Origin of the sequence: Natronorubrum daqingense, assembly GCF_001971705.1 — an archaeon.
Taxonomy (GTDB): Archaea; Halobacteriota; Halobacteria; order Halobacteriales; family Natrialbaceae; genus Natronorubrum; species Natronorubrum daqingense.
The window spans coordinates 1,010,475-1,035,371 of the sequence record NZ_CP019327.1 but is presented as its reverse complement, the minus strand read 5'-3'; the positions used below and the strand labels follow the sequence as shown (position 1 = coordinate 1,035,371).

The 24,897-nt window shown below is 60.1% G+C and carries 22 protein-coding genes and 1 pseudogene; 11 read left to right on the top strand and 12 right to left on the bottom strand.

Features of this window, described 5'->3' with window-relative positions; translation table 11 throughout:
- Window positions 1-12: 12 nt before the first annotated feature.
- Window positions 13-981, top strand: coding sequence for a sugar phosphate isomerase/epimerase family protein (locus BB347_RS05050; RefSeq protein WP_076577778.1), 969 nt, complete (start codon window positions 13-15; stop codon window positions 979-981).
- Window positions 982-1,016: 35 nt separating this feature from the next.
- Here the strand turns inward: BB347_RS05050 and BB347_RS05045 are convergent, their stop codons facing one another.
- Both BB347_RS05045 and BB347_RS05040 read right to left on the bottom strand, forming a co-directional pair.
- A complete protein-coding gene (locus BB347_RS05045) occupies window positions 1,017-1,889 on the bottom strand; it encodes a phosphatase PAP2 family protein (protein ID WP_076577780.1) in 873 nt (290 codons plus the stop codon).
- 226 nt (window positions 1,890-2,115) lie between these two features.
- Complete coding sequence (locus BB347_RS05040) at window positions 2,116-3,735, bottom strand: ABC transporter substrate-binding protein (protein ID WP_338141541.1); 1,620 nt, start codon at window positions 3,733-3,735, stop codon at window positions 2,116-2,118.
- Between the two features lie 447 nt (window positions 3,736-4,182).
- On the opposite strand from BB347_RS05040, the gene BB347_RS05035 reads away from it, so the two are divergent.
- Both BB347_RS05035 and BB347_RS05030 read left to right on the top strand, forming a co-directional pair.
- Entirely contained in the window at window positions 4,183-5,349 is a 1,167-nt protein-coding gene (locus tag BB347_RS05035) for a tubulin/FtsZ family protein (protein ID WP_076577784.1), read from the top strand.
- Window positions 5,350-5,620: 271 nt separating this feature from the next.
- Complete coding sequence (locus tag BB347_RS05030; protein WP_076577786.1) at window positions 5,621-5,815, top strand: hypothetical protein; 195 nt, start codon at window positions 5,621-5,623, stop codon at window positions 5,813-5,815.
- A gap of 73 nt (window positions 5,816-5,888) precedes the next feature.
- Here the strand turns inward: BB347_RS05030 and BB347_RS05025 are convergent, their stop codons facing one another.
- The 4 genes and pseudogenes from BB347_RS05025 to BB347_RS05010 all read right to left on the bottom strand — a co-directional run bounded on the left by BB347_RS05025 (window position 5,889) and on the right by BB347_RS05010 (window position 10,877).
- Entirely contained in the window at window positions 5,889-6,602 is a 714-nt protein-coding gene (locus BB347_RS05025; RefSeq protein ID WP_076577788.1) for a 6-hydroxymethylpterin diphosphokinase MptE-like protein, read from the bottom strand.
- 615 nt (window positions 6,603-7,217) lie between these two features.
- Window positions 7,218-8,075, bottom strand: a pseudogene (folP, locus tag BB347_RS05020) (dihydropteroate synthase); the annotation flags it as partial.
- Window positions 8,076-8,137: 62 nt separating this feature from the next.
- Window positions 8,138-9,355 (bottom strand): class I adenylate-forming enzyme family protein, encoded by a 1,218-nt coding sequence (locus BB347_RS05015; protein WP_076577790.1) that lies wholly within the window; start codon window positions 9,353-9,355, stop codon window positions 8,138-8,140.
- A gap of 286 nt (window positions 9,356-9,641) precedes the next feature.
- Window positions 9,642-10,877: a Cdc6/Cdc18 family protein gene (locus BB347_RS05010; protein ID WP_076577792.1), complete on the bottom strand. Its 1,236-nt coding sequence runs from the start codon at window positions 10,875-10,877 to the stop codon at window positions 9,642-9,644.
- A gap of 1,019 nt (window positions 10,878-11,896) precedes the next feature.
- Between BB347_RS05010 and BB347_RS05005 the strand changes: the two genes are divergently transcribed.
- Together BB347_RS05005 and BB347_RS05000 are read left to right on the top strand one after the other, a co-directional pair.
- Window positions 11,897-12,664, top strand: coding sequence for an RNA methyltransferase (locus tag BB347_RS05005; protein ID WP_076577794.1), 768 nt, complete (start codon window positions 11,897-11,899; stop codon window positions 12,662-12,664).
- A 121-nt stretch (window positions 12,665-12,785) separates the two neighbouring features.
- Entirely contained in the window at window positions 12,786-13,799 is a 1,014-nt protein-coding gene (locus BB347_RS05000) for a hypothetical protein (RefSeq protein WP_076577796.1), read from the top strand.
- 237 nt (window positions 13,800-14,036) lie between these two features.
- Here BB347_RS05000 and BB347_RS04995 read toward each other — a convergent pair whose 3' ends face one another.
- Window positions 14,037-15,113: a DMT family transporter gene (locus BB347_RS04995; protein WP_170871994.1), complete on the bottom strand. Its 1,077-nt coding sequence runs from the start codon at window positions 15,111-15,113 to the stop codon at window positions 14,037-14,039.
- Between the two features lie 181 nt (window positions 15,114-15,294).
- On the opposite strand from BB347_RS04995, the gene BB347_RS04990 reads away from it, so the two are divergent.
- On the top strand, window positions 15,295-15,777 hold the full coding sequence (locus BB347_RS04990) for an Lrp/AsnC family transcriptional regulator (protein WP_076577798.1): 483 nt from the start codon (window positions 15,295-15,297) through the stop codon (window positions 15,775-15,777).
- A gap of 96 nt (window positions 15,778-15,873) precedes the next feature.
- Here the strand turns inward: BB347_RS04990 and gatE are convergent, their stop codons facing one another.
- Complete coding sequence (gene gatE, locus BB347_RS04985) at window positions 15,874-17,742, bottom strand: Glu-tRNA(Gln) amidotransferase subunit GatE (protein WP_076577800.1); 1,869 nt, start codon at window positions 17,740-17,742, stop codon at window positions 15,874-15,876.
- 65 nt (window positions 17,743-17,807) lie between these two features.
- Window positions 17,808-17,951, bottom strand: coding sequence for a hypothetical protein (locus BB347_RS19235; RefSeq protein ID WP_168170930.1), 144 nt, complete (start codon window positions 17,949-17,951; stop codon window positions 17,808-17,810).
- A gap of 99 nt (window positions 17,952-18,050) precedes the next feature.
- Here BB347_RS19235 and BB347_RS19230 point away from each other — a divergent pair, with 99 nt between their 5' ends.
- On the top strand, window positions 18,051-18,197 hold the full coding sequence (locus BB347_RS19230) for a hypothetical protein (RefSeq protein ID WP_168170929.1): 147 nt from the start codon (window positions 18,051-18,053) through the stop codon (window positions 18,195-18,197).
- A gap of 67 nt (window positions 18,198-18,264) precedes the next feature.
- On the opposite strand, the gene BB347_RS04975 is transcribed toward BB347_RS19230, so the two are convergent.
- Both BB347_RS04975 and btuC read right to left on the bottom strand, forming a co-directional pair.
- Window positions 18,265-19,911, bottom strand: coding sequence for a heme ABC transporter ATP-binding protein (locus tag BB347_RS04975; protein WP_083687673.1), 1,647 nt, complete (start codon window positions 19,909-19,911; stop codon window positions 18,265-18,267).
- Window positions 19,908-21,038 (bottom strand): vitamin B12 ABC transporter permease BtuC, encoded by a 1,131-nt coding sequence (gene btuC, locus BB347_RS04970; RefSeq protein WP_076577805.1) that lies wholly within the window; start codon window positions 21,036-21,038, stop codon window positions 19,908-19,910. Before btuC ends, BB347_RS04975 begins: the two co-directional genes overlap by 4 nt.
- 60 nt (window positions 21,039-21,098) lie before the next feature.
- Here btuC and BB347_RS04965 point away from each other — a divergent pair, with 60 nt between their 5' ends.
- From BB347_RS04965 to BB347_RS04950, 4 genes are all read left to right on the top strand, one after another.
- Window positions 21,099-22,202, top strand: coding sequence for a PGF-CTERM-anchored ABC transporter substrate-binding protein (locus tag BB347_RS04965; protein ID WP_076577806.1), 1,104 nt, complete (start codon window positions 21,099-21,101; stop codon window positions 22,200-22,202).
- 59 nt (window positions 22,203-22,261) lie between these two features.
- Window positions 22,262-22,543, top strand: coding sequence for a signal recognition particle subunit SRP19 (gene srp19 / locus BB347_RS04960; protein ID WP_076577808.1), 282 nt, complete (start codon window positions 22,262-22,264; stop codon window positions 22,541-22,543).
- Window position 22,544: 1 nt separating this feature from the next.
- Window positions 22,545-22,808, top strand: a complete 264-nt coding sequence (locus BB347_RS04955) for an H/ACA ribonucleoprotein complex subunit GAR1 (RefSeq protein ID WP_076577810.1) — start codon at window positions 22,545-22,547, stop codon at window positions 22,806-22,808.
- Between the two features lie 75 nt (window positions 22,809-22,883).
- Complete coding sequence (locus BB347_RS04950; RefSeq protein WP_076577812.1) at window positions 22,884-24,077, top strand: presenilin family intramembrane aspartyl protease PSH; 1,194 nt, start codon at window positions 22,884-22,886, stop codon at window positions 24,075-24,077.
- A gap of 13 nt (window positions 24,078-24,090) precedes the next feature.
- On the opposite strand, the gene BB347_RS04945 is transcribed toward BB347_RS04950, so the two are convergent.
- On the bottom strand, window positions 24,091-24,813 hold the full coding sequence (locus BB347_RS04945) for a DUF6517 family protein (RefSeq protein WP_076577814.1): 723 nt from the start codon (window positions 24,811-24,813) through the stop codon (window positions 24,091-24,093).
- Between the last annotated feature and the right edge of the window lie 84 nt (window positions 24,814-24,897).

Here is a 24,897-nt window from a genome sequence, read left to right as displayed (position 1 = left end):
CCGTCGTCTCGTATGAATATCGGCGTCCACACCCCGCCGCTGGCCGACGAATCGCTCGAGGGGGCACTCGGGTACCTCTCAGATATCGGCGTCGACGCGATCGAACCGGGAGTCGGCGGCCATCCCGGGGAAGATCACCTCTCTCGGACGGAACACCTCGATAACGAGGACGCACAACAGGTCGTTCGAACCAAACTCGAGGAGTACGGAATGGAGATCAGCGCACTCGCCACCCACAACAATCCGTTACACCCCGACGACGAACGCGCCGACGCCGCCGATACCGAACTCCGCGAAGCGATCGCCCTCGCCGATCAACTCGAGGTCGACGTCGTCACCTGTTTTTCCGGCCTCCCCGCTGGCAGTCCCGACGACGAGGTGCCAAACTGGATTACGGCTCCCTGGCCGCCAGAGCACGAGCGCGCACTCGAGTATCAGTGGGAACAGGCGACTGCGTACTGGCAAGACCTCGCTGCACACGCGGATGACCACGGCGTCGACGTCGCGATCGAGATGCACCCGAACATGCTGGTTTATGAACCCCACGGGATGGCGAAACTCCGCGACGAGACGAACGAGCGAATCGGCGCGAACTTCGACCCGTCGCACCTCTACTGGCAGGGAATCACGATTACGGACGCTATTCGATACCTCGCCGAACGGGATGCGATTCACCACGTCCACGCGAAGGACACGAAAATCTACCAAGCCCAGGCCCGAGAAAAGGGTGTGCTCGATACCACGGCCTACGACGACGAACGCAATCGGTCGTGGCTCTTTCGATCGGTCGGCTACGGACACGGCGAATCTCACTGGAAGGATATCGTCTCGACGCTTCGCATGGTCGACTACGACGGCACGCTCAGCATCGAGCACGAAGACTCGCTGACGAGTTCGCGAGAGGGCCTCGAGAAGGCGGTCGACCTCCTCGAGCGTGCGATATTCGAGACGGAACCCGGTGAGGCCCACTGGGCCGAGTGAGTCACTGCTGATGACGATCGCGCGGATTCCGCGAATTATTCGTTAGTCCCGCTAACCGAGTCCAACCGGGTCTCGAAGAATCGACGAACCGAGTCGACGATGCCCTCGACAGTGTAGTTGACGCCGATGTAAACGCTCACGAGTGCGAGGATGGTGCCGGCGACGACGTCAGCGAACCAGTGTATTCCCAGGTACATCGTCGAAAGCGCGACGCTGACCGCGAGGAAACCGGAGACCGGAACCCACAGCGGATACTTCCGGCGCGTTACCCACGCGAGGAAGAAGACGGTCATCGAAAGCGAGGTGTGCAACGACGGGAAAACGTTCGTGCTCTGATTCACTTCGGTCGTGAGCGCCCCCGACTGCGGGAAGACGTCGTATAACAACGGCTCGAACGTGGTTGGATCGATGTTGCGTGGTCCATACGCCACGAAGAGCGTATAGAAGAGCAACCCGATCGCGTAGTTCGCGGTAAACGCGAGGATGAGCGTCGAGAGGTCGTCCATCTCCTCGAGTGCAAAATACGCGAGAAACGGGAACAACAACAAGAACGCGTAGCCGTAGATGTAGATGAAGACGAAAAACGCCGTCACCAGATCCGTCTGGACCGACTGGACCATAACGACGGGGTCCGTTCCGAACACCGTCTGATCGAACTCGAAGAGGTAGGGCGTGATATTGTTCTGGAGGACGCGACGCTCGAGTAACTGCACGATATCCTGTGTCGACCAGCGCAAGAGCAAGACGGCGGCCAACGCGATAACCGGCAAGAGGCAGGCCTCGAGACGCCATCGGAAGTCTCGTATCGCATCGATCAGGTTTCGGGGACCGATAATAACGAGTATCCCGGTGACGAGCATCGCCGCCACGACGAGCGAGAGTTCGAACAGTACTGAGAGGAGCGCCATTCGGGTCTACGTAGAGATAGAGACTGCGCATCATTAACTCTTTCATGGGTATCGGTGTGGGTGGCCGATACGTTCCACTGTAGAACAGTTGCTCGTCGTCGACAGACGGATAGTGACCGACGTAGCCCCAACCAGCGGAGTTGTCGACAGTCAACAAGAGAACGCAACAGTGAGCGGGAGAACGCAAGTGAGAACGACGCAGTCACCCACACGCGACCGACCGGAACTACTTGAGCAATACACCGTCGTCGTAGCTGTACCCGATATCTTCGAACAGCGACCGAGTCTGAGCGGTATCGATCGATCCTGCAGACCCCGGAAAGTTCAACACCTCTGGGGTGAGCGAGTCGAGTTCGTCATCGTCGTCGAAGTCGGCGTTGTGCATGCCGACGAGTTCGGCTGGTGTCGTCGCTGGATCCCCAAAGTCATTGAAGACGTCTTCGACGGTCGTCTCGCGATCGATCAAGCGCGAACAGATACGCCGGAAGTTCGGATTCGCGAGTTCGTCGTGTTGGTTGTTGTATCCAATCATATAAAACGAGTCAGAAGGATCCTTGGTCGTCGTCACGCCGCTCGTTCCCTGAACGTCACTAACGTACTCCGGCGGCAGTTCGCTCGCCGTAATATCGATGTCCATGTCAAACAATGTGTCGACCATCGTTCCCGAGTTCGCCACGATACTGTATCGCAGCCCACCGAAATGTGAGAAGTTCTCGAGCACCGATGGTCGGTCCCCACTCTCGGAGAAGACGTGCGCTTCGAACGGTTCGAGAAGGACTTCGTTGTCCTCCGTCGCCGCTTCGAACGCGAACAATCCTGAGCCGATCGGTTCCTCGTTGTCGCTTGCGAGCACCTCAGTCTGGCGATTAGCGATGATTTCCGATCGGTCGGCCCAGATGTGCTCTGGAAGGAGTGGTATCGTGAACACGCGTCTGGCGACGTCCCGCGACACCGATCCGAACGATATCGAAATTGAGTCTGTCGCGTACACGTCAGTCGATTCGACGAGCAGTTGTTGATCTCGATAGACTGGAGCAGGAATCGGACTCTCAGCGTCGCCGAGCGACGTATCCTCGATGAGTTCGAGCGTGAACGCCACGTCGTCCGCGTCGATCGGTTCACCGTCGTGCCACTCGAGACCCTCACGGAGCGTGACGTCGGCACGAAGTCCGTTATCGTCGTCCCATTCGACGTCCTCAGCCAGCCACAGCACGTAGTCGTCTTCGAACTGGCGAACTAACGGATCGTACAGCAAATCCAACACCCCGTCGATTCGGTTCCGATCGACGGTGAGTGGGTTCAGTCGCTGGGTCAAATTTTCTCCAAAAACGCCCAACTCTACCCGACCATCCAGTGATCCGTTGTTCTCGTCTGAGAGGAGGTCGACGTAACTCGGGGTGTCTCGTGGCGGCGTCGCAGCCTCGAGACTGGACTGGACGCCGCTGATTCGGTACGGATGTGCGACCACCGTGTAGGGCACTGCTTCCAACAGGAACTCGACGAGATCGACGAGTTCTGTCGGGCGGTCGTCGTTCGACGCCTCGCGTTGTCGTTCGAGGAGGTCGTCGACAGTGAGGTCAGCGAATTGGAACGGGTTCTGCCACCCCCGCTCGCTGACGAACTGCGAATGTAACAACCCAGACAGCGAGTCGTACTCGTCGAACCCGCGATGTCGGACGACGAAAACGTCGTAATCGTGCTCGAGGAGGACCTCACGGTGGAGTTCTGCCTTCGCGATTGGGTGATGGGACGCGTCGATCCCGGCCTCGGTGAAGTTTTCACGGAGCCGGTTCGCAACGGTCGCGGCGAGTGGATCGTCGTCTGCCGGGACCGTTTTGATCGACATTGTCACCTGATCCGGACCGGTCGTTTCCGCTTGGGACCAGAGTCGATCGAAACAGCCTGCAAGAGAACTCACAGCGGCCACACTCCCGCCAGCAATGAACCCTCGTCGCGTCGTCGGCAGCGCGCCCCCTTCCATACGAGCGAGGGTACGCTACCGTTGCGTATAGGACTTACTCTCGAATCGACATTTCGCCGAGACGATTAGCTGACGTGTCGCGGAACACTCGAGAGGATTGCTCCATCTCGCAGTTTGATCTCGAGAGTCCGAACTGACCAATATCTAGAAAATAAAGAATGTAATGAGGTATTTATTTTTGTTTATTCGAGTATACTCTATCCATAACAATAGGAACGGCTGTCGATCGATCAACTGTGAGACGGCTACTGAAACGGTCGTTCGGCAGAGTAGTCGAACGACCCCGACTCAGTAGCGGCCACGAATACACCCATGAAACTCGCACTCATCGGCTTTGGACAGGCAGGTGGAAAGGTCGTCGATCAATTTCTGGCGTACGATTCCGAGATCGGCGGCGGGTTCGTCGAGGACGCCATCGCGGTCAATACGGCGACGGCGGATCTCCACGGACTCGAGAACGTCCCGGAGGATCGTCGCGTGCTCGTCGGACAGGCGCGAGTGAACGGTCACGGGGTCGGCGCGGACAACGAACTCGGTGCAGCGGTCACCGAAACGGACATCGACGAGATACAACACGCGATCGATCAGGTGCCGACGCACGAACTCGACGCGTTCCTCGTCGTCGCCGGTCTGGGCGGAGGCACCGGGTCGGGTGGCGCACCCGTCCTCGCGAAACACCTCCGAACCATCTACACCCAACCCGTCTACGGGCTAGGTCTCCTCCCCGCGATGGACGAGGGCGGGATCTACACGCTCAACGCGGCACGCTCGTTCCAGACGTTCGTCCGGGAAGTCGACAACCTCCTCGTCTTCGACAACGACGTCTGGCGGAGTACCGGCGAATCCGTCGGAGACGGCTACGATCGGATCAATCGCGAAATCGTCGAACGCTTCGGCCTCCTGTTCGCTTCCGGCGAGGTCTCACACGGCGACGTGGTCGCAGAGAGCGTCGTCGATTCCTCAGAGATCATCAACACGCTCTCGAGTGGCGGCGTCTCGACGATCGGTTACGCGAGCGAATCCGTCGGAACGAACAGCGACGGACTGCTTTCGTCGTTCACCGGGAGCAACGACGAGTTCGACGAGGGAAGCGCCACCAATCGGATGACGAGTCTCGTCCGGAAGGCGACGCTGGGTCGACTGACGCTCCCGTGTGACGTCGGGAGTGCAGACCGCGGATTGGTCGTCGCCACGGGGCCGGCGGATCACCTCAATCGAAAGGGCGTCGAACGCGGTCGACAGTGGCTCGAGGAGGAAACGGGAAGCATGGAAATTCGCGGCGGCGATTATCCGCGGGCGGACGACTCGGACGTTGGAGCAGTGGTTCTCCTCTCGGGAGTGACGGACGTTCCACGTGTCAAACGACTCCAACAGGTTGCTGTCGAAGCGAAAGAGACCACGGCAACCGTGCACGCGAACGCCGAAGACGAGTTCGCGACACTGGTCGATACGGGCGGCGAACTCGACGCACTCTTCTAACGCTCGAGAAGCGAATTCGAGCCTGAATTGCTCGAGACCACACTAGTAACTCGAGGCGTCAGTGTTGCCTTGTTCAGTCACAGGTAGCCCGTGATGCCGGAATCGTTCAATACACCCAGCCATGATTCGTTCACTCAACCCTCTCGCGAACCCCGCCTGATGAACAGTTGGTGTGACCACCCGACGCAATCGAGATGTCGCCCGCATCAAATATTGTGTTATTCAGGGTATGGAGAGTATAACGAAACCCGATACGATCGATCTGGCGACTATGGCACGGAAGAGTCAGCCGAATCGGGGCGGTCGCGACTCACGCATCCGCCGATCACTTCGAGCCGTCCTCTCTCGAGATTCGGATCGAACGACCATCGAAGAGTGTCGTCAGTGCGGAACGACGTTGCAAACGTCGGCACCCTCGTGTCCGACTTGCGGTCGCGAGGAGATCGCCACCTACCACCTCGAGTGATCGGGTCATCTCGAGTAGTGTACCCACCTCGAGCCCCTCAGCCCCTCGGCGACGCGCACACGAGAGTGAGCCGTCACTGGTCTCGGGTGGGTTCCACTGGTAAGTCGTTCGTATCGATAGTCGCTCGACGGCCGTCTAACAGTTCGAACGCCTCGCCGCGGCGTCGCTCGAGCCAGGCGAGTAGTCGTTCGGCCCACTCGAGTTTCCGGGCTTTCTGCCCATCGACCGTCGGATCGTCGAAATCCCAGCCGACGAACTCGAGGGTCGTGGCACCGAGATGGTCGGCGAGGAAGGCCCCACGGTCACCGTCGGTGAACCCGCCGACGTTGACGACCGGACCCCGCGGTGCAGCCTGCGTCGTTGGAAGCACGTATTCGTCTGTGCACGTCGGAATGACCTCGCGAATCAGCGGGATATTGTCTCCGTGAGCGTGGACTGCGACGGGAACGCCATCTTCCGTGAGACGTCGAACGGTACCCGGATTCTTATCGAGATCCGTCACCATACAGTCGACGGCGATGCCGTGGGCTGCGAGCCGATCGGTCGCTGTCGAGGCCCCAAAGACGACGTCGGCTCCCCGGATTCGCTCGAGCGCAGCATCGTCTTCGAGCGATGGTCCCGCCCCAACGATGGCGACAGTTGCGTCTTCGACGCTCGAGAGTACGTCGAAATCGAACGCGTTGGTCATCGATCCGAGAAGATCCCGCGCTCGCTCATCACCTTCACGACCGTACCCGAAATCCTCGAGAATCGCTTCGTACACGGGTTCCCACTCGTCGAACTCCATACTTCCTCTTGTGAAGTGGAGTCGTATCTGTATTGCGCACGCGGCCCCACAAACGATAGTGGGACGAACAATAGCGAGATAGTCCAACGAACGATAGTCCGACGTTGTGTTCACAACAGCCAGCGTTCATCAGTCGATTCTATTTCAAAGAAGAACAGTCACGGCGGAGTACATAACGTGCTCGAGTGAAGATGTCACTCGCCGGTTGGGGCCACAATAATTCCGTGTTGTGGGCCGGGAGGTCGCCTCCGAAGTACCCCTACCCGGGAGGCCACCCGGCGTCCACTCCATCCTTTTGAAGCATCAGGCATAAGCTTTCTCTTACCTGAGCACTGTCAGTAGTTGGAATCTGATACTGTCGAGCGTGACGAATATCTGGAGAGAATACTCGAGCGGCGTGAATTCAGTCGAATCGGTCCGACGTTACTGTACCATGGTTATTGGTACCACGAGTGGCTGGCTCCTCTCATCGGGACTGCGTAGATCGGCCGTAAAGAGAAGAAGACAGAAATCGATCGACACTCGTCTCGAGCACACGAATCAGTCTCGAGCACACGAATCAGTCTCGAGCACACGAATCAGTCTCGAGCACACGAATCAGTCTCGAGCACACGAATCAGCGAACGCATCACCGATCAGTGCTGCATCCCTCGTTTCGGCAACGTCGTGCGTTCGGACGATGTGTGCCCCACGGTCGACGGCCATCGAGGTCGCAGCGAGGCTCACCGGCAGTCGATCTTCGGTCTCGCGATCGGCGATGTCTCCGAGGAAGTTCTTCCGGTTGATCGAGACGAGCATCGGTCGCTCGAGCGACCGAAACTCTCGCAGGCGTCGGAACGTCTCCCGGTCGTTCTCGAGCGTTTGTGCCTCGCTCCATCCGCCGAACGCCGGATCGATGATCGTCTTCTCGGTCAGACCGTTTTGTTTCAACGCCTCGTAGACCTTGTCGACGTAGTCGGCGTTATCGGCCCACACGCGTGACTTTCGTTGCGCCCAATCGGTCTCCTCGATGGCACCGGGTCGCTCGAGGTCGGGCGGACTTGCCATCTTGGCGACGGCGACGTCGTACTCCGAACAGACGACCGGCATCTCCGGATCGGCGAATCCGGCAATGTCGTTGACCATGTCGAACCCACGTGAAATCGCCTCGTCGGCAACCGCTGCGTACCGAGTTTCGATCGAGAACACCGCATCTCCACTGACGCTCTCAATCGTCTCGAGGGCGATATCCAGTCGCTCGAGTTCTTCGTCGGCCGAAAGCACGTCGAAGCGTTTGTTCGCAGACTCGAGTCCGATGTCGACGATATCGGCACCCTCGTCGATCAACGATTCGTCGACATATTGAGCGGCGTCACCGGGATCGTCGAACACGCTCGGATCGTACGGTGACTCCTCGCTGACGTTCAACACACCCATAATCCGGGGCGGGTAATCGTCACCGATCCCGAGACCTGCTGCGTCGACAGCGTTCATACCACACACTGGGGAACAGAGCCTGATAGGTACGCCGATTGTGAGAACAACTCGAGTTCGATTTACCGCGCAGTCGATCCGACGACCGACGCAGTCGTCCCTCCCGTCACAATCGCCTCTGCTCGGATCCATCGCGTACCGTCGGTCGTAATCATCGTTTCATCGGTCAACTCTGGCCGGTTCGCGTACGCAGTCATCGCCGCTGGACTCCTGACGGACCGTCCACCGTCTCCATCCTCGATATTCCTCACTTCGACGTCGGGAAGCGTAGTGTGCGTCGAATTGGGCCCATCACCCGGGACTCGAGCGTGCGTCAGTCCCGTCTCTGGCGACCCGACGTACCGAGTTGCGTCCCCATTTGTTGCGCACCCACTCGTTGCGTTCTCACGAGTCCTCTCGGGTAGTGACGTCATCTGTTCGATGACGGCGATCGTCGTGTCACTGTCGTCTTCGTTAGTTCCGTCCGTCTCGGATGCTCGAAGTTCATCGTACTGGGATGATGTGACTAATATCCGGTCGATATCGTCAGCGGCAAGGGTAGTCCGGAGTCGCTCGGGACACCACTGGGCCTGCGGATGATACTGACCGCCCCTCAGTATCGTCGCATTCACTCCGTAGAGCAGTTCGATCGGGTTCGACGGTGGAAGAACCCCAAGGTGGTGGGGGCGCGTCGTTTCGTGAGGAATAGACGCGCCGAGGCGAGCGCTAGCCGAAATCGCCGAGTGCGTATAAACCACTCCCAGCGGGCTCCCGTCGTCGTATCCGACGTACGCGATCAATCCACGGTCCGTGTCAGATTGACGAACGACGTCGATGCCAGTTCGAGATCCTGCGCTATTCATTCCGTCGTTGTCGAGAAATGCGGAGAGATCGATCCCCATTCGAGAGTCAATATCGACGGTGATCGCGACACGAACCGAAGTGACTCTGTTCAAAATGCCGAGAAACGGCGTTTCGTCGGTGACGTACGCCGTTCCATTTGTCTCGTTCAGTACGGTCGTCCGCTCGGCGTTCGTATACGAAGACGGCATCGTCACCGGAACCGATCCGTTTCTGAGCGCCCCATAGAACGCGACGAGAAACGCTTGAGGGTTCGACAGACAGATCACGACAGTATCACCGCTGGCGATGTCACGTTCCTGTAACCCGCCAGCGAACGCGTCCGTTTGTGACCAGAGCGTCGAAAACGTTAGTGGCTCGACCCCATCCTCACCGGCGATTGCTGGTTCGTTTTGATGACCCATCGCTGTTTCTCGTAACCGCTTCGTGATATTCGACATAGAGTAGGAAATATCGCAACAATTGAATAGTGTTTCCACAGTACTGTATAAGATATTAACATATAGTCTACCTTGTGAATGGATCCTTAAGGAAGGCATTCGGTCGTGCGACGGTTGGTGATTTGAGACACCGCAGTCTTCCCCATGAAAGAGACTCACACGGGACACACAGCAAGGGCACATAGCGAGCGTAACTAGTGAATCCGCAAATCCGCTGCACTGGGGTCAGATCGCGAAGAATAGACGTCAGTTTGAGAGAACCGTGTCCACGGCTTCTCGGAGGGACTTACTCGTCGCCGTCGTCCTCGAGGACGGCCAGTCGCGAATCTCGCAGGAGCACCTTTTTGACGATAGACGGGTTCTCGAGGAGCCGGTGTTTCGCGTGCGCGCCTCGACCGCGCCCACGTCCCTCACGTTCGGATTGAATCACGTTGAGAAAGTTTTGTTCCTGTAGGATCTCCTGGACTCGCCGTTCGGAGAGGACGTCGAAGTTGAGTTGACGAGCGATCGACTTGTACTGGTTGTAGATAATCTTCGTCGGGAACTCCTTTTCCGAACTGTTCTCGGTGAGCAGCGTCAGCGAGTACAAGATCGCCTTCGCCTGTTGTGGAGAGCCCTCGATCAATTCGTTGAACCTGTCGGCTTCGGTTTTCTCCTTTGCATCCCGGACGTGATCCGCGGTAACGCGCGTCGCGTTTTGTTTCTTTGCGATCCGACCCGCATTGCGAAGGATATCGATCGCCTTCCGCGCGTCGCCGTGTTCCTGGGCCGCCAGCGCGGCGGTCAACGGAATCACGTCGTCGGAAAGGACACCATCGTGAAACGCGTCGCGGCGTTTCTCGAGGATTTCGACGAGTTGGTTGGCGTCGTAGGGTGAAAAGACGAGTTCGTCACGTGAAAGACTCGATTTGACGCGCTCGGAGAGATGATCGGGAAAGTCGATCTTGTTCGAAATGCCAATAATACCGATACTCGAGTCCGAGATACGCCGATTTTCGCCCGCTCGAGAGAGCTTTCGAAGGACCTCGTCGTTCTCGAGCATGTCGATCTCGTCTAGAATGACGATCGTGACGTCCGTGCAGTGGTCGATGGCCTCCCAGAGGCGTTTGTAGTAGTCACCGGTGCCGAGTCCGCGGTCGGGAACGGAGATGCCACTCGCTTCGGGTTCGTTGACGAGTTGCGCGATGGTCTTGATGACCGAAGCCTCCGTATTCTGTTCGCCGCAGTCGATAAAGGCGTACTTGACGACGATGTCGTCACGACCGGCTTCCGAGATAACACGTTGGGTCACCGATCGAGAAATGAGTGACTTTCCGGTTCCAGTCTTCCCGAAGATGAATAGATGGTTGGGTTCGCTGCCGAAGATTGCAGGGTTCAGGGCGTCTGCGACGCGTTGCATCTGTTCGTCCCGGCCGACGATGCGGTCGGGGCCGGGGAGGTGCGTAATCTCGAGCAATCGCTCGTCAGCAAAGACCGGATCGTCGTATTGAAAGAGCGGATCACGATCGTCGTTGGCGGACATTGCAGTACCTCGTGGCTTTCAACTGGATTGAAATAAACCTATGGACTTCGCTCGCGGATGTAAATATGGTGGGAACCCCTCTAAAAAGACTGTACGCGCGGGAGTGACGGTGAATCAGTAGATTGCCAGTATCGCGCTTCTAACACTGTGGTTCGATGGACGACCGGTATGCGAAACGCCCCCACCCCCGTCGCGGATGTAACTGTGCCGACAGGGAGGGGGTCGAGGGGAGATGAACGCTGACGGTGGTTAAAACGAGCGCTCCTCCGAAGTTCACTCGATTTCTAGGAGCGGACAGTGCAAGTCTCGCTTGCTCTCGCTCAAATTGATCCACTTGCTCTCGCACAAATCGTTCCACTCGCTCCCACTCGTCTCTCGTGTTTCAAAACGCCATTCGCGACGTTCGAACCTGTTAATTCCATCGCTCGAGGGAGACACACCCCCATCGCGTTTGTAACGGCAAATGGGTGGGTGGGGTCTGAGAGTATCGGCTGATTTGTCCGCATTTAGGGTCAGTCGAGCTGATTTTACATCCGCGGCACTGGTGTGTACCGATACAGAACCCCCACACACATACAGCCTTACAAACGCGATGGGGGTGTGTCCCTCCCCCCATTATATGTGTTGTGTCTCGAGATACGGAGAGCTACCAAACACCTTCGTGAATCGAGACTATACCGACCCAACCACGACCGTACTCACACAATTCCAAAGTATCACAGTCTCAAGACCATATTAGTACAATTAGTATCAACTGACTAGTCTAGGAACTAGTCTAGATTAGCTAGTCTAGACTAGAAGACAGAAGAAGAGAGAAAGAGTGACTGAAAGAGAAGAAGTGACCGAGACAGATGAAGAGACCGAGACGATGTCCAGATTTGGTCGAGTATCCTGAACAAGACTCTCGTTCTCTTCCGGTCAATCCCGCTCCTCTCTCATTCGTTGCTTCCGTCCTCGAGCCACCGAGTGATGAATCGAAAGGGTAACCCGTTTCACGACCCGATCTTCGCTGAACGCGTATGAGCGAGGAGTTAGACGACCAGACCACGGTCACTCGTCGAACACCGCCAGCAGTCGCCGTCGTCGATGCCCAGACGCCGGGGAACGTCGGGACGATTGCACGAGGCATGAAGAACTTCGGATTCGAAGACCTCCTCCTCGTCGACCCGCCAGCACTCGACCGTGACGGCCCAGCGTACGGATTCGCAGGACACGCTCGAGACGACATTCTTCCGAACGCGAGTGAAGTTACGTTCGACCAGCTCGTCGAAAACTATCACACCATCGGCTGTACGGCAGTGACGAACGAAGACGACAACAGTCACGTCCGTTTTCCGTTCTCGACTCCTGGCGAACTCGCAGATCGCCTCGAGACCGTCGAGGGACCGACGGCACTCGTCTTTGGCCGTGAGCGTGTCGGACTTACGAACGAGGAACTCGCCCAAATCGACGAAATTTGTTCCATTCCGGCTGCCGAAGAGTACCCCGTTCTCAATCTCGGTCAGGCGGCGACGATCACGCTCTACGAACTCAGCTCACTCACACTCGCGAAGGGAGACACACAGCTTCCCGACCGCGAGCAGGTCCGAGCGCCACAGGAGACGGTCGATCGAGTGTACGACCAATGGGACGCGCTTCTCGCGGAACTCAATCATCCGTCCGAAAAACACGACAAAACGATGCGGATGCTTCGTCGGATCCACGGTCGGGCGGATCTGACAGCGCGAGAAGCACACACGCTCCTCGGTGTCCTTCGCCGAGCAACTGACCGCCCCGAAAAGAAGTAACAAAGCCGACAGCTGCTTCACCGACCGTCCTTTCCTCGCATTCTCGCACCTCGTTGCCACTGCGAGACGAACGGAACGAATACCACTACAATGATATATCAGTGGTAATTACTACGACTGGATGATCGAGGTCAACCGACGACACGCACTGTCTCTCGCCGCGGGTGGAATGCTGGCCCTCGCTGGATGCTCGGAGTTACCTAGCTCCGACGATGAGGAATCTGACGGCGGGATCGAGGCCGACGATGAACTGCCGTCGTACGCGTCGATTCTTCCCACCGGAGACCACTCGCCGTACGTCTATGGTGCGATCGATTTCGAGACGATGGCGACCATCATCGACGAGGAAGACGCGGCGGCTGGTGACGAACCGGACGATCCGCTCATCGGGAACCCGATCGTCGTCGCCGTCCTCAACTCGAGTGGGTTTTCTCACCTGGCAAACTCCCCAGGAGCGACCGCCTACAGCGACAACGACGAGACACCGACGGACGAGGGAACGCTCGTGTACGCGAACGGTGCCTTCGCAGTCGTCGGCGAGTACGACTACGACGGTCTCTACACCGACCTCGAGCAGGCGGGATACGACCTCGAGTCCGAATCTGATTCGTCAGCACTCTTCAGTGACGCCGAAACCGACGAAATCGTCGGGATCACCGACGGCGTGTACGCCTTTTCGTACCCGAATCCGAACGACGACGAGTACGACGCACTCGAGGGAGTCGACAGAATCGTCGAGACAGCAACTGGCGACCGAGAGCCCAAACACGAAACCGACGACGACTTCGAGTGGCTGCTCCGGACGGGCGAATCGGGAGGGATCACGCTCGGTGTGTACACCGACGACGAGGCCCTTCCCGCCGAGACGATCGACGGCGAGCAACCGGCGGAAGACGAGGAGAGCCTCGAGTTCGAATTCGGGGCCTTCGAGGATGCGTCGGCCGTTCACCAACACCTCGCGGTCGAATCCGACGGCGCACACGCCAGTACGCTCGTGACGTACGCCGGGGAAGATTCACTGGACAGTGAAGGACTCGAGTCGGCACTCGGAACCGACGCAGACTCGACCGAGACGACGACCGACGACACTGCAGTGCGGGTCGACGGTGAGTACACGGGAGAGCTGACCGATTGAGTGCCAGAAGAGCTCTTACTAGCGATTTACGTTACGTTCGGGTCTTCGAGGACAGTAAGAGCGGAGGTGCAGTACGAGCGGAGGTACAGTAGGAGCGGAGGTGCAGTACGAGCAGAGGTACAGTAAGAGCGGAGGTACAGTAGGAGCGGAGTCGTCGAGTACGAAACGGATAGTCCGTTGAGCACGATACGAACGAGGCCGTCAGACCCGAGGGACTACCGCTTCGAACTCTAGGGGTTAGCGCTCGTTGGGTAACTCACTCGAGTCGGACTCGGGGACGACCCCGCCATCTGTTCTGGCTTTAGCGTGGGTTTCGGTGGTGGCTTCGAGGTGGGGTTCAGTGCTGGCTTCGACGTACGTCTCAGGAAGTCCCCGATCTGGCTTGCCCGAACGCGTCGATACCAGAGCGGAGCGGATCGCGTTTCGCTTGATGACGAGAAAGCCCACGAGGATCGTGAGCAATCCGACGATCGTAATCGAGTCGACGACCGAGCCGAGCACAAGCCAACTGACGACGATCGCGACGGCAGGTTCGGCGTAGCCCACGAGGTTGACCTGCGTCGGTCCGCTTTGCTCGAGCAACTCGAAGTAGAGCAAGAACGCGAAGACACCGGAGATAATCGTCAGGTACGCGTACGAGAGCAACGCTGTCGTCGTCAATTCGACGCCAGCCATCGACTCACCGCGAACGCCCGCCCAGGCGAACAGGACGCCGGCACCGATGAGCATCGCCCACGCCTGGAGCGTTTCGATCGGCAGTGCGGACTCGATCGGTCGGACGAGGACGCTCCCGAGCGCGAAGGTAATCGCAGCACCAAGGACGAGTATCGCCCCGTACGTCATGTCGCCGTGGAGCGATGCTGGAGACGGTCGAACGACGAGGATTACACCTACCAGTCCGAGGACGAACCCGATAACGCTGAGTCCGTTGATTCGCTGATTCGGCAACAGGAGACTGGCGAAGACGACCGTCAGAATCGGGGCCGTACTGACGACCGTTGCGGCGACTGCTCCCGAGACGTAGAGCTCACCGAGGTACAAGAGCCCGTGGTAGAGACCGATCACGAAGACGCCCGCGATGGAGACGGCGAGCCACTCGCCGCGAGTCCGTGGCCGTATTCGGTCGGTTGCGATCACCGCATATGCGAAGACGATTGCGCCCGCGACGAGGTAGCGAAAGGCGGCGAACAACAACGGTGGGACGTACTCGAGGCCGACTTCGATTGCGACGAACGAACTTCCCCAGCAGAGTGCGAGTATCGAAAAGAGCACCAGTTCTCGGTACTCAGATCGGCGGGAGAGTAGATGAGTCATATCCGATTCAGAATGGAGGGGTATATTTAGATCCTTCTACAAGCTCACTCTCTGAGGCGAATCAAGAACCACACATATGGATCACATCCGAATGTACTGCCACACTGATGGACTGTGTTATAGATATGTCCAAGTACGTCAGACGAAGGATATATTCGAACCGAACGCTGAGTGTTACTCCATGGACGAGCGCGACGTGCGACTGCTGAAGGCAATTTCGGAACTCGAGACCGGGAGCCCGGAACGACTCCACGAAGCCACTGGGATACCGGTCTCTACGATCCACTATCGGTTGAGCAACCTCCGAGAGGAGGGAATCATCACGAACGATCGCTACGAGATCGACCTCGAGGAACTCGGCCTCGGCGTGACGGTCCTCGTCGAGGTTCACGCCGATTATCAGGGCTCCTACGAGGAGTTCGCCGACCGACTGCTGACCGTCGAGGGCGTCACGAACGTCTACTTTACGATGGGGAAAACCGACTTCATCGTCCTCGCTCGACTGAGCGCCAGCGAGATGGTCGAACGACTGATCGCGGAGTTCGAACAGATCGAAGGCGTCGACCGGACCGATTCGACGTTCGTGATTTCGGCCATCGAAGAGCGGGACGCGCTCCAGAGTTACGAGCTAGAGACGTTGCTCGAGGAACTCGCCAGTGAGTGAGCACGCTATTCGAAGTCGTAATTACGAAGATGGCGACGAAATGCGTCTCGAGCGTTTTCGCAGACGGTCTACGTCCGTTTTTGATTCGCAGACGGTCTACGTCCGTTTTTGAATCTCTTCACGCAGCAACTCGCTCACGAGGTCGCCGTCGGCCTTCCCTCGGAGCGCGCCCATACACTCGCCCATGAGTCCGGAGAACGCCTGCATACCTTCGTCTGCGACCTGTGACTCGTTTCGTTCGACGACCTCGACGACGGCGTCCCGAACCTCCGTTTCGTCGACGCCGCCGAGTCCCGCCGCTTCCGCCGCCGCTTCGGCGGTTCGGTCCGGTTCTCGAGCCAGCGTGGAGAGGAGATCCGGCACTCCTTCGTTAGGGAGGTCGCCCTCTTCGGCCATCGAGAGCACGGTCTCGAGATGCCCGCGTTCGAGGTTCTCGACCGGCACGTCGTCTCGTCTGAGTTCGGTGAGCGTCGACTCGAGGGTGGTCGCGGCGAGCGTCGGATCGATGCCGTCGGCGACCACGTCCTCGAAGAGTGGCATCCGTCTGCCGTAGGCGACCTGTTCGGCCAGTCCGGCACCGAGGTCGTGCTCGTCTTGATACCGTTCGACCTTCTCGGTCAGGAGTTCCGGCTCCGGAACCCCGCTCGGATCCGGTTCGACGGGCGGCACGTCCGTCTCGGGGTACATCCGCGCAGCACCGGGCAGTGGACGCAGATAGCGGGTCGTCCCGTCGTCGTTCGCGCCGCGGGTCTCCTCGGGGACGCCCTCGAGGGCAGTCGCAGCGCGTTCGGCGGCGGCCTCGATCGCGGCTTCGGCGACGTCGGTGTCAGCGGCGACGATCGCGACGGCGTCTTCGGGACCGGCCCCGACCGCGTCGCGAAGCGCGTCGACTTCGCCCTCGGTCACGCCGTATGCCGGGAGTTCGTCCGTGTGGAAGATCCCGCCGGCACCGTGGCGCTTTGCGTGGTCTGAGAGTTCGGTGCCGAGCCGACGATCGGGTGCAATCTCGCGCCCGACGATGCCGTCGAAGCCGTAGAGTGGAACGGCCGTTACCGAACCACCACTGTCGAGCGCGCCGGCGATGACGCCGCTGTCGGTTCCCTCGAATACCTCGCTGACGTCCTGTCCCTCGCCGACGGCAGCCTCGCGTTTCTCGAGTTCCTCACGAATGTCGACGAGTTCGGCCTGTCGACCCACTTCGTTGCGGACGATGTCGTCGATGTCGTCCAGACTCTGGACGCCCTTGATCTCGACGCGAGCCCCCTCCGCGATGGAGACGTTCACGTCCTGACGGATGGTTCCGAGCCCGCGTTTTACCTTGCCCGTCGAACGAAGCAGCATGCCGATTCGTTCGGCGGCCTCGAGCGCCTGTTCGGGAGAGGCGATGTCGGGCTTCGTGCCGATTTCGACGAGCGGAATCCCCAGCCGATCCAGGCTGTAGCGGACGCCGTCGTCTGTCTCCTCGACGCGCTGGGCGCTCTCTTCCTCGAGGAGGAGGTCTTCGATACCGACGCTCCCCTCGCTGGTCTCGATCCCGCCGCCGGTCGCGATCAGCGTCGAGCGCTGGAAGCCCGACGTGTTCGAGCCGTCGACGACGAGCTTTCGCATGACGTTCGCCTGATCGACCGGGTGCATGTCCATTAGCTGGGCGATCTCGAGGACCGTCTCGAGCGCTTCCTCGTCGAGTTCGTGTGGTGGCTCGTCGTCCTCTTCGACCAGACACGTCGAGTCGTACGCGAGGTACTCGAACTCGCGGTCGACCTTGCTCTCTTCTAAGGCGGCTTCGTCGATCTCGCCCAGTTCGCTGCGCGTCGGGTGGAGATAGCGCGTGAAGGTCCGCGACGACTCCTCGGGCTCGCGAAGCTCGGTCGGACACTGACAGAACAGCTTCGTCGCCGTCTCGAGTTGCTGGTGGATCTCCAGCCCGGCGACGAGTCCGAGCTCGTCGTAATCGTACTCGCTCATTAGCGGCCACTCGGTGGCGGAAGGGTAAAAAACCGTCCAGTTGCGTTCAGTCGTCGTCGGCCGCCTTACTCACGTGTACGCTCGCTCGAATCACGGTCGTCTCGTTCATCTCGCTCGCGCGATTGCCACCAGCTAATTGCGATAGTCGGCAGGAACAATAGAACGCCGACGCTCACGAAGAGCAAGACGATTGCAAATGTCTCGAGCATGTTCTCTCTCGGAAAGCGTGACAGACAGTCGTAAATACACTTCGCGTCTCGCACATGCAAGCACTATCGTTACCGGTCGATGTCGTGACAGAATTTAGTATGGTTAGACTCTCGACGATCGTCATCATCCTCGCGATCGTGCTCGCAATCGGTCTCATTCCGATCCCCGTCATCCCCGGAGTTGGACTTCTCGTCGGCATCTCGGGAATCATTCTCGGGATCATCCTTCGACTGATCGGCTGGTAAAGCCCCTCTCGAGCGTCTCGAGGGGTGCAAACCGAGAACCCAGATTGATACCGCGCTCTGCAACTCTCTAATCGCTCGAGGACTCCGCCGAGGCGCCCGGACTCGAATCGTCTTCGGAAGTCGATCCGCTACTCGCGGACCCGGCGGTCCGACGCGAGTCGACCGCGTTCGTGTGTTCCTCGAGTGCGGCGTCGATGGACTCGAGAACGGTCTCTCGGGTTCCAGCAATCACTCGCTGGTGACTCGAGAACGTTTCGGGGGCCGTTTGCGACGCTGGATAGTCGCTACCAGATACGTCGTCTTCACGGGTGGCACTGACTCGACTGTCGGCTTCCCGAGGGTTGTTGTCCCGTCCGTCGTCTCCGCTCGAGTCCGTCACGATCACGACCGAGTCGGCGACTGCATCGACCGTCTCGAGGAGTGCGCGCGACCCGGGCCCAACCGATTCGACGACGCGTTCGGTGACGACCGTGACGTCGGCAGTTCCGACTCGCACCTCGAACGTCGGGTGTACGGCCGGCGATGGCGACTCGTAGGGGCCGATCTCGAGACACGCGAGGTCGTGTCGGCGCGCGATATCGGCGACTGTGCTCCCGCGGGTCACGGGACCGACGGTTACCGAGAAGTCGCGATTCGCTGTCTCGAGTCGCGAGACGACGCCCGCACTGACCTGTCCAGTCCCGAGGACGTGGACGGTGACGTTCGTGGCACCACCGTCGTTGTCGACTCTGCCGTCGTTGTCGACTCTGCCGTTGTCGTTGGCTCTCTCATCGTTGTCCATTCCGCTCGAATTTGTCGCTTCGAGTCGGTCCGCAGTTCCGTCGGTAGTCGGTAGTGCCGTCACCTGTTCGGTCCCCGTAACGGGATTCTGCGTCACCGTTGCGCTCGCCTCGAAGACCGCGGAGAGCGTCTCACCCGTTAGTACGTCTTCCGGCGGCCCACTCCGGTAGACCGAGCCATCGGCGAGCAAGACGAGACGATCACAGTAGCGGGCGGCCAGATCGAGGTCGTGAATCGCCGCACAGACGGTCTGGCCGTCGTCGACGAGGTCGCGAACCAACTCGAGCGTCTCGACCTGATGGTTCACGTCGAGGCTCGCGGTCGGTTCGTCGAGCAACATAACGGGCGTCTCCTGTGCGATCGCTCGCGCGAGGACGACACGTTGGCGCTGGCCGCCGCTAATCTCGTCGATCGGTCGATCAGCCAACTCGGTCGTTCGCGTTCGCTCGAGCGCTCGTTCGACCGCAAGCCGGTCCTCGTCCGTGGGCGCGCTAAAGCGAGAACGATGGGGGTGACGGCCCATGGCCACGACGGCGCGGACGGGGAAGGAAAACGAGAGCGACGTATCCTGGGGGACGACCGAGAGCAACCGACTCGAGGCCCTCGAGGAGGCGTCGTGGACGTCGGTCCCGTCGACCGTAATCGTCCCCGAATCCGGCTCGAGTGCGCTACTGATCGATCGAAGGAGCGTCGTCTTCCCGGCTCCGTTGGGGCCGATGAAGCCGACGAACTCACCAGCGTCGACGGTAAGCGAGATGTCCTCGAGAACGGAGAGGTCACCGAACGAGAGCGAACAGTTCTCGATTTCGATCGACGCGGATGCTGGTGTCCGTCCGGTACTCGCGAATGGAAGCGAGTCGCGTTCCTCGGTCTCGAGGGGTTCCCCGTGGGTGTCGGTACTATCCGAGTTCGCGCCGGAAGTAAACGGATTCATACCGAGTGCACCTCCCGTCGCGTGAGCAAGAACAGGAAGAAGGGCGCACCGAGTGCGGCCGTGATGATCCCCACGGGAACCACCGGCGTCTCGATCTGGATACCCAGTGGGAACGAGAGCGTCCCGAGGCGGGCGATCGTATCCGTTACGACCAGAAACGACGCCCCCGCGAGCGCACTGGTCGGCAGGAGGATTCGGTGATCCGGGCCGACGAGGAGTCGCATGATGTGGGGGACGACGAGGCCGACGAATCCGATGACGCCAGCGACGGCCACGCCCGCAGCGGTGACGATGCTCGCCAGTGCGAGCAAGAGGAGTTTGGTCCGTTCGACGTCGACGCCGAGGTGGTGGGCGTCTTCCTCCCCGAGGAGCAAGACGTTCATCTCTCGAGTGTAGGTGAGCAAGATGGCCACGCCGACGAGCGTCACCGGGAGGGCGAAGGCGACGTCGCTCCACGTACTGTTGCTCAGATGGCCCATCATCCAGACGACGGCCTGTCGAAGGTCGTCACCGCTGTGGACGAGCATGTAGGAGATCATCGCGCCGAGGAAGGCCTGAATCGCGACGCCCGCGAGGAGCAACGTTGCAACCGGCGTTCGCCCGCCTTCGGTCGCGATCGCGTAGACGAAAAAGGCCGTTCCCAGCGCGCCGACGAACGCCGCGAGGTGGAGGCCACCGAACGGAATCAGTGCTGGGAAGGCGATGGCTGCGACGGCACCGGCGGCAGCACCCGACGAGACGCCGATTATCGAGGGGTCGGCGAGCGGATTGCGGAAGAATCCTTGCATCACCGTCCCGGCCGCGGCGAGCGAGAATCCGACGGTGGCTGCGAGGGCGATCCGCGGCAGGCGGACGTCGGTGACGATGATCTGATGGCTGTCGGGCACGTCGAAGCCGAACAGCGGACGGTACTCGAACGACGGGAACGGAATCGACCACCCGGTGACCGGAAGCCCGGACGACTCGAGGCTGGCCCCGACGGGAACGGCGAGCGCGTTGAGGACGGCCATCGAAACCGTGAGCGGGTCGATCCGGACCGAGCCGAGCGCCGCGCTGGCGACGATCGTGGCCACGAGGAGGGCGAACAACCCCATCGACCACACGAGGAGCCGGCCCGGTCGGTACATACGTCACAACCACGGTTGGATTAGCCAAATATTTGTTGAAGTGGCTCCAGAGTCGGAGGTATGCGACCTATCGCAGCACTCGTCGTGGCAGTGTTCGTTGCCACCGCAGCGTTCGCCCCGGCCGCCGCGGCCGGCGCTACTACACACGCCACACCCGAAACGAGCACCTCGGCGGGTGACGTCACACCGTCGATTCAGGACGATACCGTCTGTGAGTATCCCCTCGAGATGACCGACGCGACCGGTGAGACCGTCACGATCGACGAAGAACCGGAGGAAGTCGTCGCCTTACAGCCGAGTGACGCACAAACGACCTACGAAATCGGTGCCCAAGAGCAGGTCGTCGGCATGCCGATCGGCGAATTCACCGACTACCTCGACGTCGAAGATCACGCGACCGACATCACCGAAGACGACGGCGTGACGACCGACGCCGAACAGGTCATCGATCTCGATCCTGACGTGGTCGTCGCCGACGAAACGGCACTCAGCCAGGAGGGATTGATCGACCAACTCCGTGACGAGGCCGACCTGACCGTTTTCGTCGTCGAGGACGCCAACAGTATCGACGACGTCACCGAGAACGTCGCACTCACCGGGCAACTCGTCGGCGAGTGTGAGGGTGCAACCGACACGGTCGAGGAGATGGACGACCGACTCGAGGACGCCGAACCGGACATCGACGAGTCGCCGACGGCGTACTTCGCGATGGACGAAGAAGGCTACACGGCCGGTCCCGGCTCGTTCAACCACGACGTGCTCGAGGCGGCCGGATTCGAGAACATCGCCGAGGATGCTGGCGTCGAGGAGTGGGGCGAGATCGACCCGGAGATGGTGGTCGAAGCGGATCCTGACGTCATCATCTATCCCGACTATCAGGACGAGCCACCGATACCGGATGCCGTCGAGGCGACGACGGCGGCTGAAGAAGAGAACTTCGTTCCGGTCAACGACAACCTGATGAACCAGCCAGGGCCGATGATCGTCGAAACTGTCGAGGATCTCGCAGACGAAGCCGAGGCGCACGAATCGGACGCTGAGGGTGCCGACGACGCTGACGACGCTGACGACGGCGACGAAAGCGAACCGATCCCCGGCTTCGGCGTTCCCGCCGCGGTTGCCGCAGCCTTGCTCGCCGTCGGGTTCCTCGTTCGGTTCCGATAGGGAATCTCTCCCCACTGATTTTGAAAAGGGTTTACCGGTCGGACTGCCGAGATGAGTGTATGGTCGAGAACGTCATCTGGCCCGCCTATCTCGATGCGGCCCTTTCGCGGGCCGACGGGCGGCGCGTTTCACAGGAGCTCGCCGTCGAGGAACCGACGGTCGACGAAATCGCCAAGGCAGTCCAACAGATCGGCTACGACGCCTCGATCGAACGGGACAAAGCCTACTCTCGAGAGCACTGGGCCGACCGGGGTCGGGTCGTCGTTCGCGGTGCCGACGATTCGTCGAAGAACGACCTCGTTCAGGCCGTCGCGGCGTACGTCGTCGCGATGCGTGAGTAAGATGCGACGGGTTGGCTCCGTCGTCAGAACGGCACAGGGACTCGCCGTCCTCCGCGCGACCGAACGGAGTGACGAGAATGCAGCGGACGCAGGCGGCAACGCGTTTCGCGACGAAATCGGGACGATGGTCATCGACGACGACCTCGAGACCGTCGGTCGCGTCGTCGACGTGTTCGGACCCGTCGAGCAACCCTACGTTGCGGTGACACCGGAGGACGGCGTCCACCTGCCGTCGCTCGTCGGCTCGAAGCTCTACACACGCTAAGTGGGTTGAGTTCGGCGTACGCCTCCTCGAGCGGAGACGAAAACACCCATACCAGCAGGATACGAACGCCGGGCTATGAACCATCGGACTCGAGTCTCCGCCGCCGTCGGATTCACGGTGGCGCTCTTCCTCGCGATCCAGCTCGGGACGCTCGCGCTGGTCGAACCGTTCCAGGAGGCGGGCCACCAGGCCGTCGACGATCCCGACGATCCGGCCAACAGCGCGTTCTACTTCGGAATTATCCTCGTCGCGACGGCGTTCATGCTCCTCACGTTCAAGTACAACGCCGACTGGCTCATCAGGGCCCTGATCGTCGGCGTCAGCGTGATGCTCGGGTGGTTCGTCTTCGCCGAACTCGTCCCGCCGGTGGTTACCGTCGCCTCGACCAACGTCCTCGCCGTACTCGGCGCGCTTGGCGTCGGGGCAGCCCTGTTAATATATCCCGAGTGGTACGTCATAGACGCCACGGGTATCGTATTAGGTGCTGGCGCGGCCGCCCTCTTCGGGATCAGCTTCGGTCTCCTACCCGCCATCCTGTTGCTCTCGATCCTCGCAATCTACGACGCAATCAGCGTCTACCGAACCGAGCATATGCTCGACCTCGCAGAGGGCGTGATGGACCTCAAAATCCCCGTCGTCCTCGTCGTCCCCACGACGCTTTCCTACTCGTACCTCGAGGCGGGAAGCACCGAGGGGGTCACCGACGTCGAAGACGAGAATCCATCGGACAGCCACCAATCGACCGACGAGGTGGACTCGAGTACTGCGGCCGAGACCGAACCAAACCCCGCCACCGAGACCAAAGCGGACGCCGATCTCGAGGCCGAGACAGACGCGGATCTCGAGATTGATTCAGACGCCGAACTCGAGGCCGAGACAGACGCGGATCTCGAGATTGATTCAGACGCCGAACTCGAGGCCGGAAGTGGCTCCGAGGGCGAAGCTAACACAGAGGAACTCTCCGCCGAAGAACGCGAGCGCGACGCGCTGTTCATCGGCCTCGGTGACGCCGTGATTCCGACGATTCTCGTCGCGAGCGCCGCGTACTTCCTCGAGGCCGGGACGATCGACGTACCCGGACTCGCACTGAACGTGCCTGCACTCGGCGCGCTCGTCGGAACGATCGCCGGCCTCCTGGTGCTCATGTACATGGTGCTCAAGGGCCGACCCCACGCTGGCTTACCGTTGCTCAACGGGGGCGCAATCGGGGGCTACCTGCTCGGGGCGATCGCGAGCGGCCTGTCGATTTCGACCGCGCTCGGATTCTGAGTGGCCACCGATTCTATTCGTCATCGTCCGTGTGATCGATCTCCGTTTCCTCGTCGATATCTACGTCTACATCCTCGCCGTGTTCGAGACCGGCGAGGAGTGTATCGACCTCGCCCTGTTCGTCGCTCAACTCGAGAGCCTCGTCGTCAGGATAGATGCCGATCGTGACGAGCGAATCCTCGCCGGCATCGAATCGAACGACGTCGACCACGCAGTCGATCTCCGCGTCAGCGTCGTCAGCCACCGTCGCCGTCGCGGCGTACGTATCGAAGGAGACCCGGATCTCTAGATCGTCGACCTCGACGGCACGGCCGCCGACGTTGTTCTCGAGGTCGAACTCTTCGTACCCGTCCTGAACCGATTCGGCGATGACCTCGGGATCGCGGTCTGCGAGCGTCTCGAGTTCCTCGCCCGCGACCACGACTGTCGGCGTGGACACGACGGAGACGACGGCCGGAACGGACGACGACTCGAGGTCCTCGAGTGAGTGTTCGACCTCCCGGGCGTACTCGCTCACGTAACTCGTTTCCTCGTACGATTCGCCCTCGTACTCCCGCTGTTCGACCCGTTCTTCGGTTCGGATATGCTCGTAGTCGGTCTCGTCGACGGCGGCCGGAGAGACGCGAACCGGCGACGCCTCGAACGTCGTTTCGTCGTCGATAATACCGCTCAGACAGCCTGCAGTGACGCCGACTATGCCGGAGACGCTCGCCCCGAGAAACACCCGTCGATTCATCTACTCGGGTCGTCCCCACTCGTGCGTATATAGCTCGTGCCCGTTGTCACTCGCTGAAACGAGCCCTCGCAGAAGTGGTAGCGA

Bases quoted from the DNA above. Each gene is read 5' to 3' on its own strand.
- BB347_RS05050 (WP_076577778.1), top strand. From the start codon at position 13: ATGAATATCGGCGTCCACACCCCGCCGCTGGCCGACGAATCGCTCGAG.
- BB347_RS05045 (WP_076577780.1), bottom strand. From the start codon at position 1,889: ATGGCGCTCCTCTCAGTACTGTTCGAACTCTCGCTCGTCGTGGCGGCG.
- BB347_RS05040 (WP_338141541.1), bottom strand. From the start codon at position 3,735: ATGTCGATCAAAACGGTCCCGGCAGACGACGATCCACTCGCCGCGACC.
- BB347_RS05035 (WP_076577784.1), top strand. From the start codon at position 4,183: ATGAAACTCGCACTCATCGGCTTTGGACAGGCAGGTGGAAAGGTCGTC.
- BB347_RS05030 (WP_076577786.1), top strand. From the start codon at position 5,621: ATGGCACGGAAGAGTCAGCCGAATCGGGGCGGTCGCGACTCACGCATC.
- BB347_RS05025 (WP_076577788.1), bottom strand. From the start codon at position 6,602: ATGGAGTTCGACGAGTGGGAACCCGTGTACGAAGCGATTCTCGAGGAT.
- BB347_RS05015 (WP_076577790.1), bottom strand. From the start codon at position 9,355: ATGTCGAATATCACGAAGCGGTTACGAGAAACAGCGATGGGTCATCAA.
- BB347_RS05010 (WP_076577792.1), bottom strand. From the start codon at position 10,877: ATGTCCGCCAACGACGATCGTGATCCGCTCTTTCAATACGACGATCCG.
- BB347_RS05005 (WP_076577794.1), top strand. From the start codon at position 11,897: ATGAGCGAGGAGTTAGACGACCAGACCACGGTCACTCGTCGAACACCG.
- BB347_RS05000 (WP_076577796.1), top strand. From the start codon at position 12,786: ATGATCGAGGTCAACCGACGACACGCACTGTCTCTCGCCGCGGGTGGA.
- BB347_RS04995 (WP_170871994.1), bottom strand. From the start codon at position 15,113: ATGACTCATCTACTCTCCCGCCGATCTGAGTACCGAGAACTGGTGCTC.
- BB347_RS04990 (WP_076577798.1), top strand. From the start codon at position 15,295: ATGGACGAGCGCGACGTGCGACTGCTGAAGGCAATTTCGGAACTCGAG.
- gatE (WP_076577800.1), bottom strand. From the start codon at position 17,742: ATGAGCGAGTACGATTACGACGAGCTCGGACTCGTCGCCGGGCTGGAG.
- BB347_RS19235 (WP_168170930.1), bottom strand. From the start codon at position 17,951: ATGCTCGAGACATTTGCAATCGTCTTGCTCTTCGTGAGCGTCGGCGTT.
- BB347_RS19230 (WP_168170929.1), top strand. From the start codon at position 18,051: ATGGTTAGACTCTCGACGATCGTCATCATCCTCGCGATCGTGCTCGCA.
- BB347_RS04975 (WP_083687673.1), bottom strand. From the start codon at position 19,911: ATGAATCCGTTTACTTCCGGCGCGAACTCGGATAGTACCGACACCCAC.
- btuC (WP_076577805.1), bottom strand. From the start codon at position 21,038: ATGTACCGACCGGGCCGGCTCCTCGTGTGGTCGATGGGGTTGTTCGCC.
- BB347_RS04965 (WP_076577806.1), top strand. From the start codon at position 21,099: ATGCGACCTATCGCAGCACTCGTCGTGGCAGTGTTCGTTGCCACCGCA.
- srp19 (WP_076577808.1), top strand. From the start codon at position 22,262: ATGGTCGAGAACGTCATCTGGCCCGCCTATCTCGATGCGGCCCTTTCG.
- BB347_RS04955 (WP_076577810.1), top strand. From the start codon at position 22,545: ATGCGACGGGTTGGCTCCGTCGTCAGAACGGCACAGGGACTCGCCGTC.
- BB347_RS04950 (WP_076577812.1), top strand. From the start codon at position 22,884: ATGAACCATCGGACTCGAGTCTCCGCCGCCGTCGGATTCACGGTGGCG.
- BB347_RS04945 (WP_076577814.1), bottom strand. From the start codon at position 24,813: ATGAATCGACGGGTGTTTCTCGGGGCGAGCGTCTCCGGCATAGTCGGC.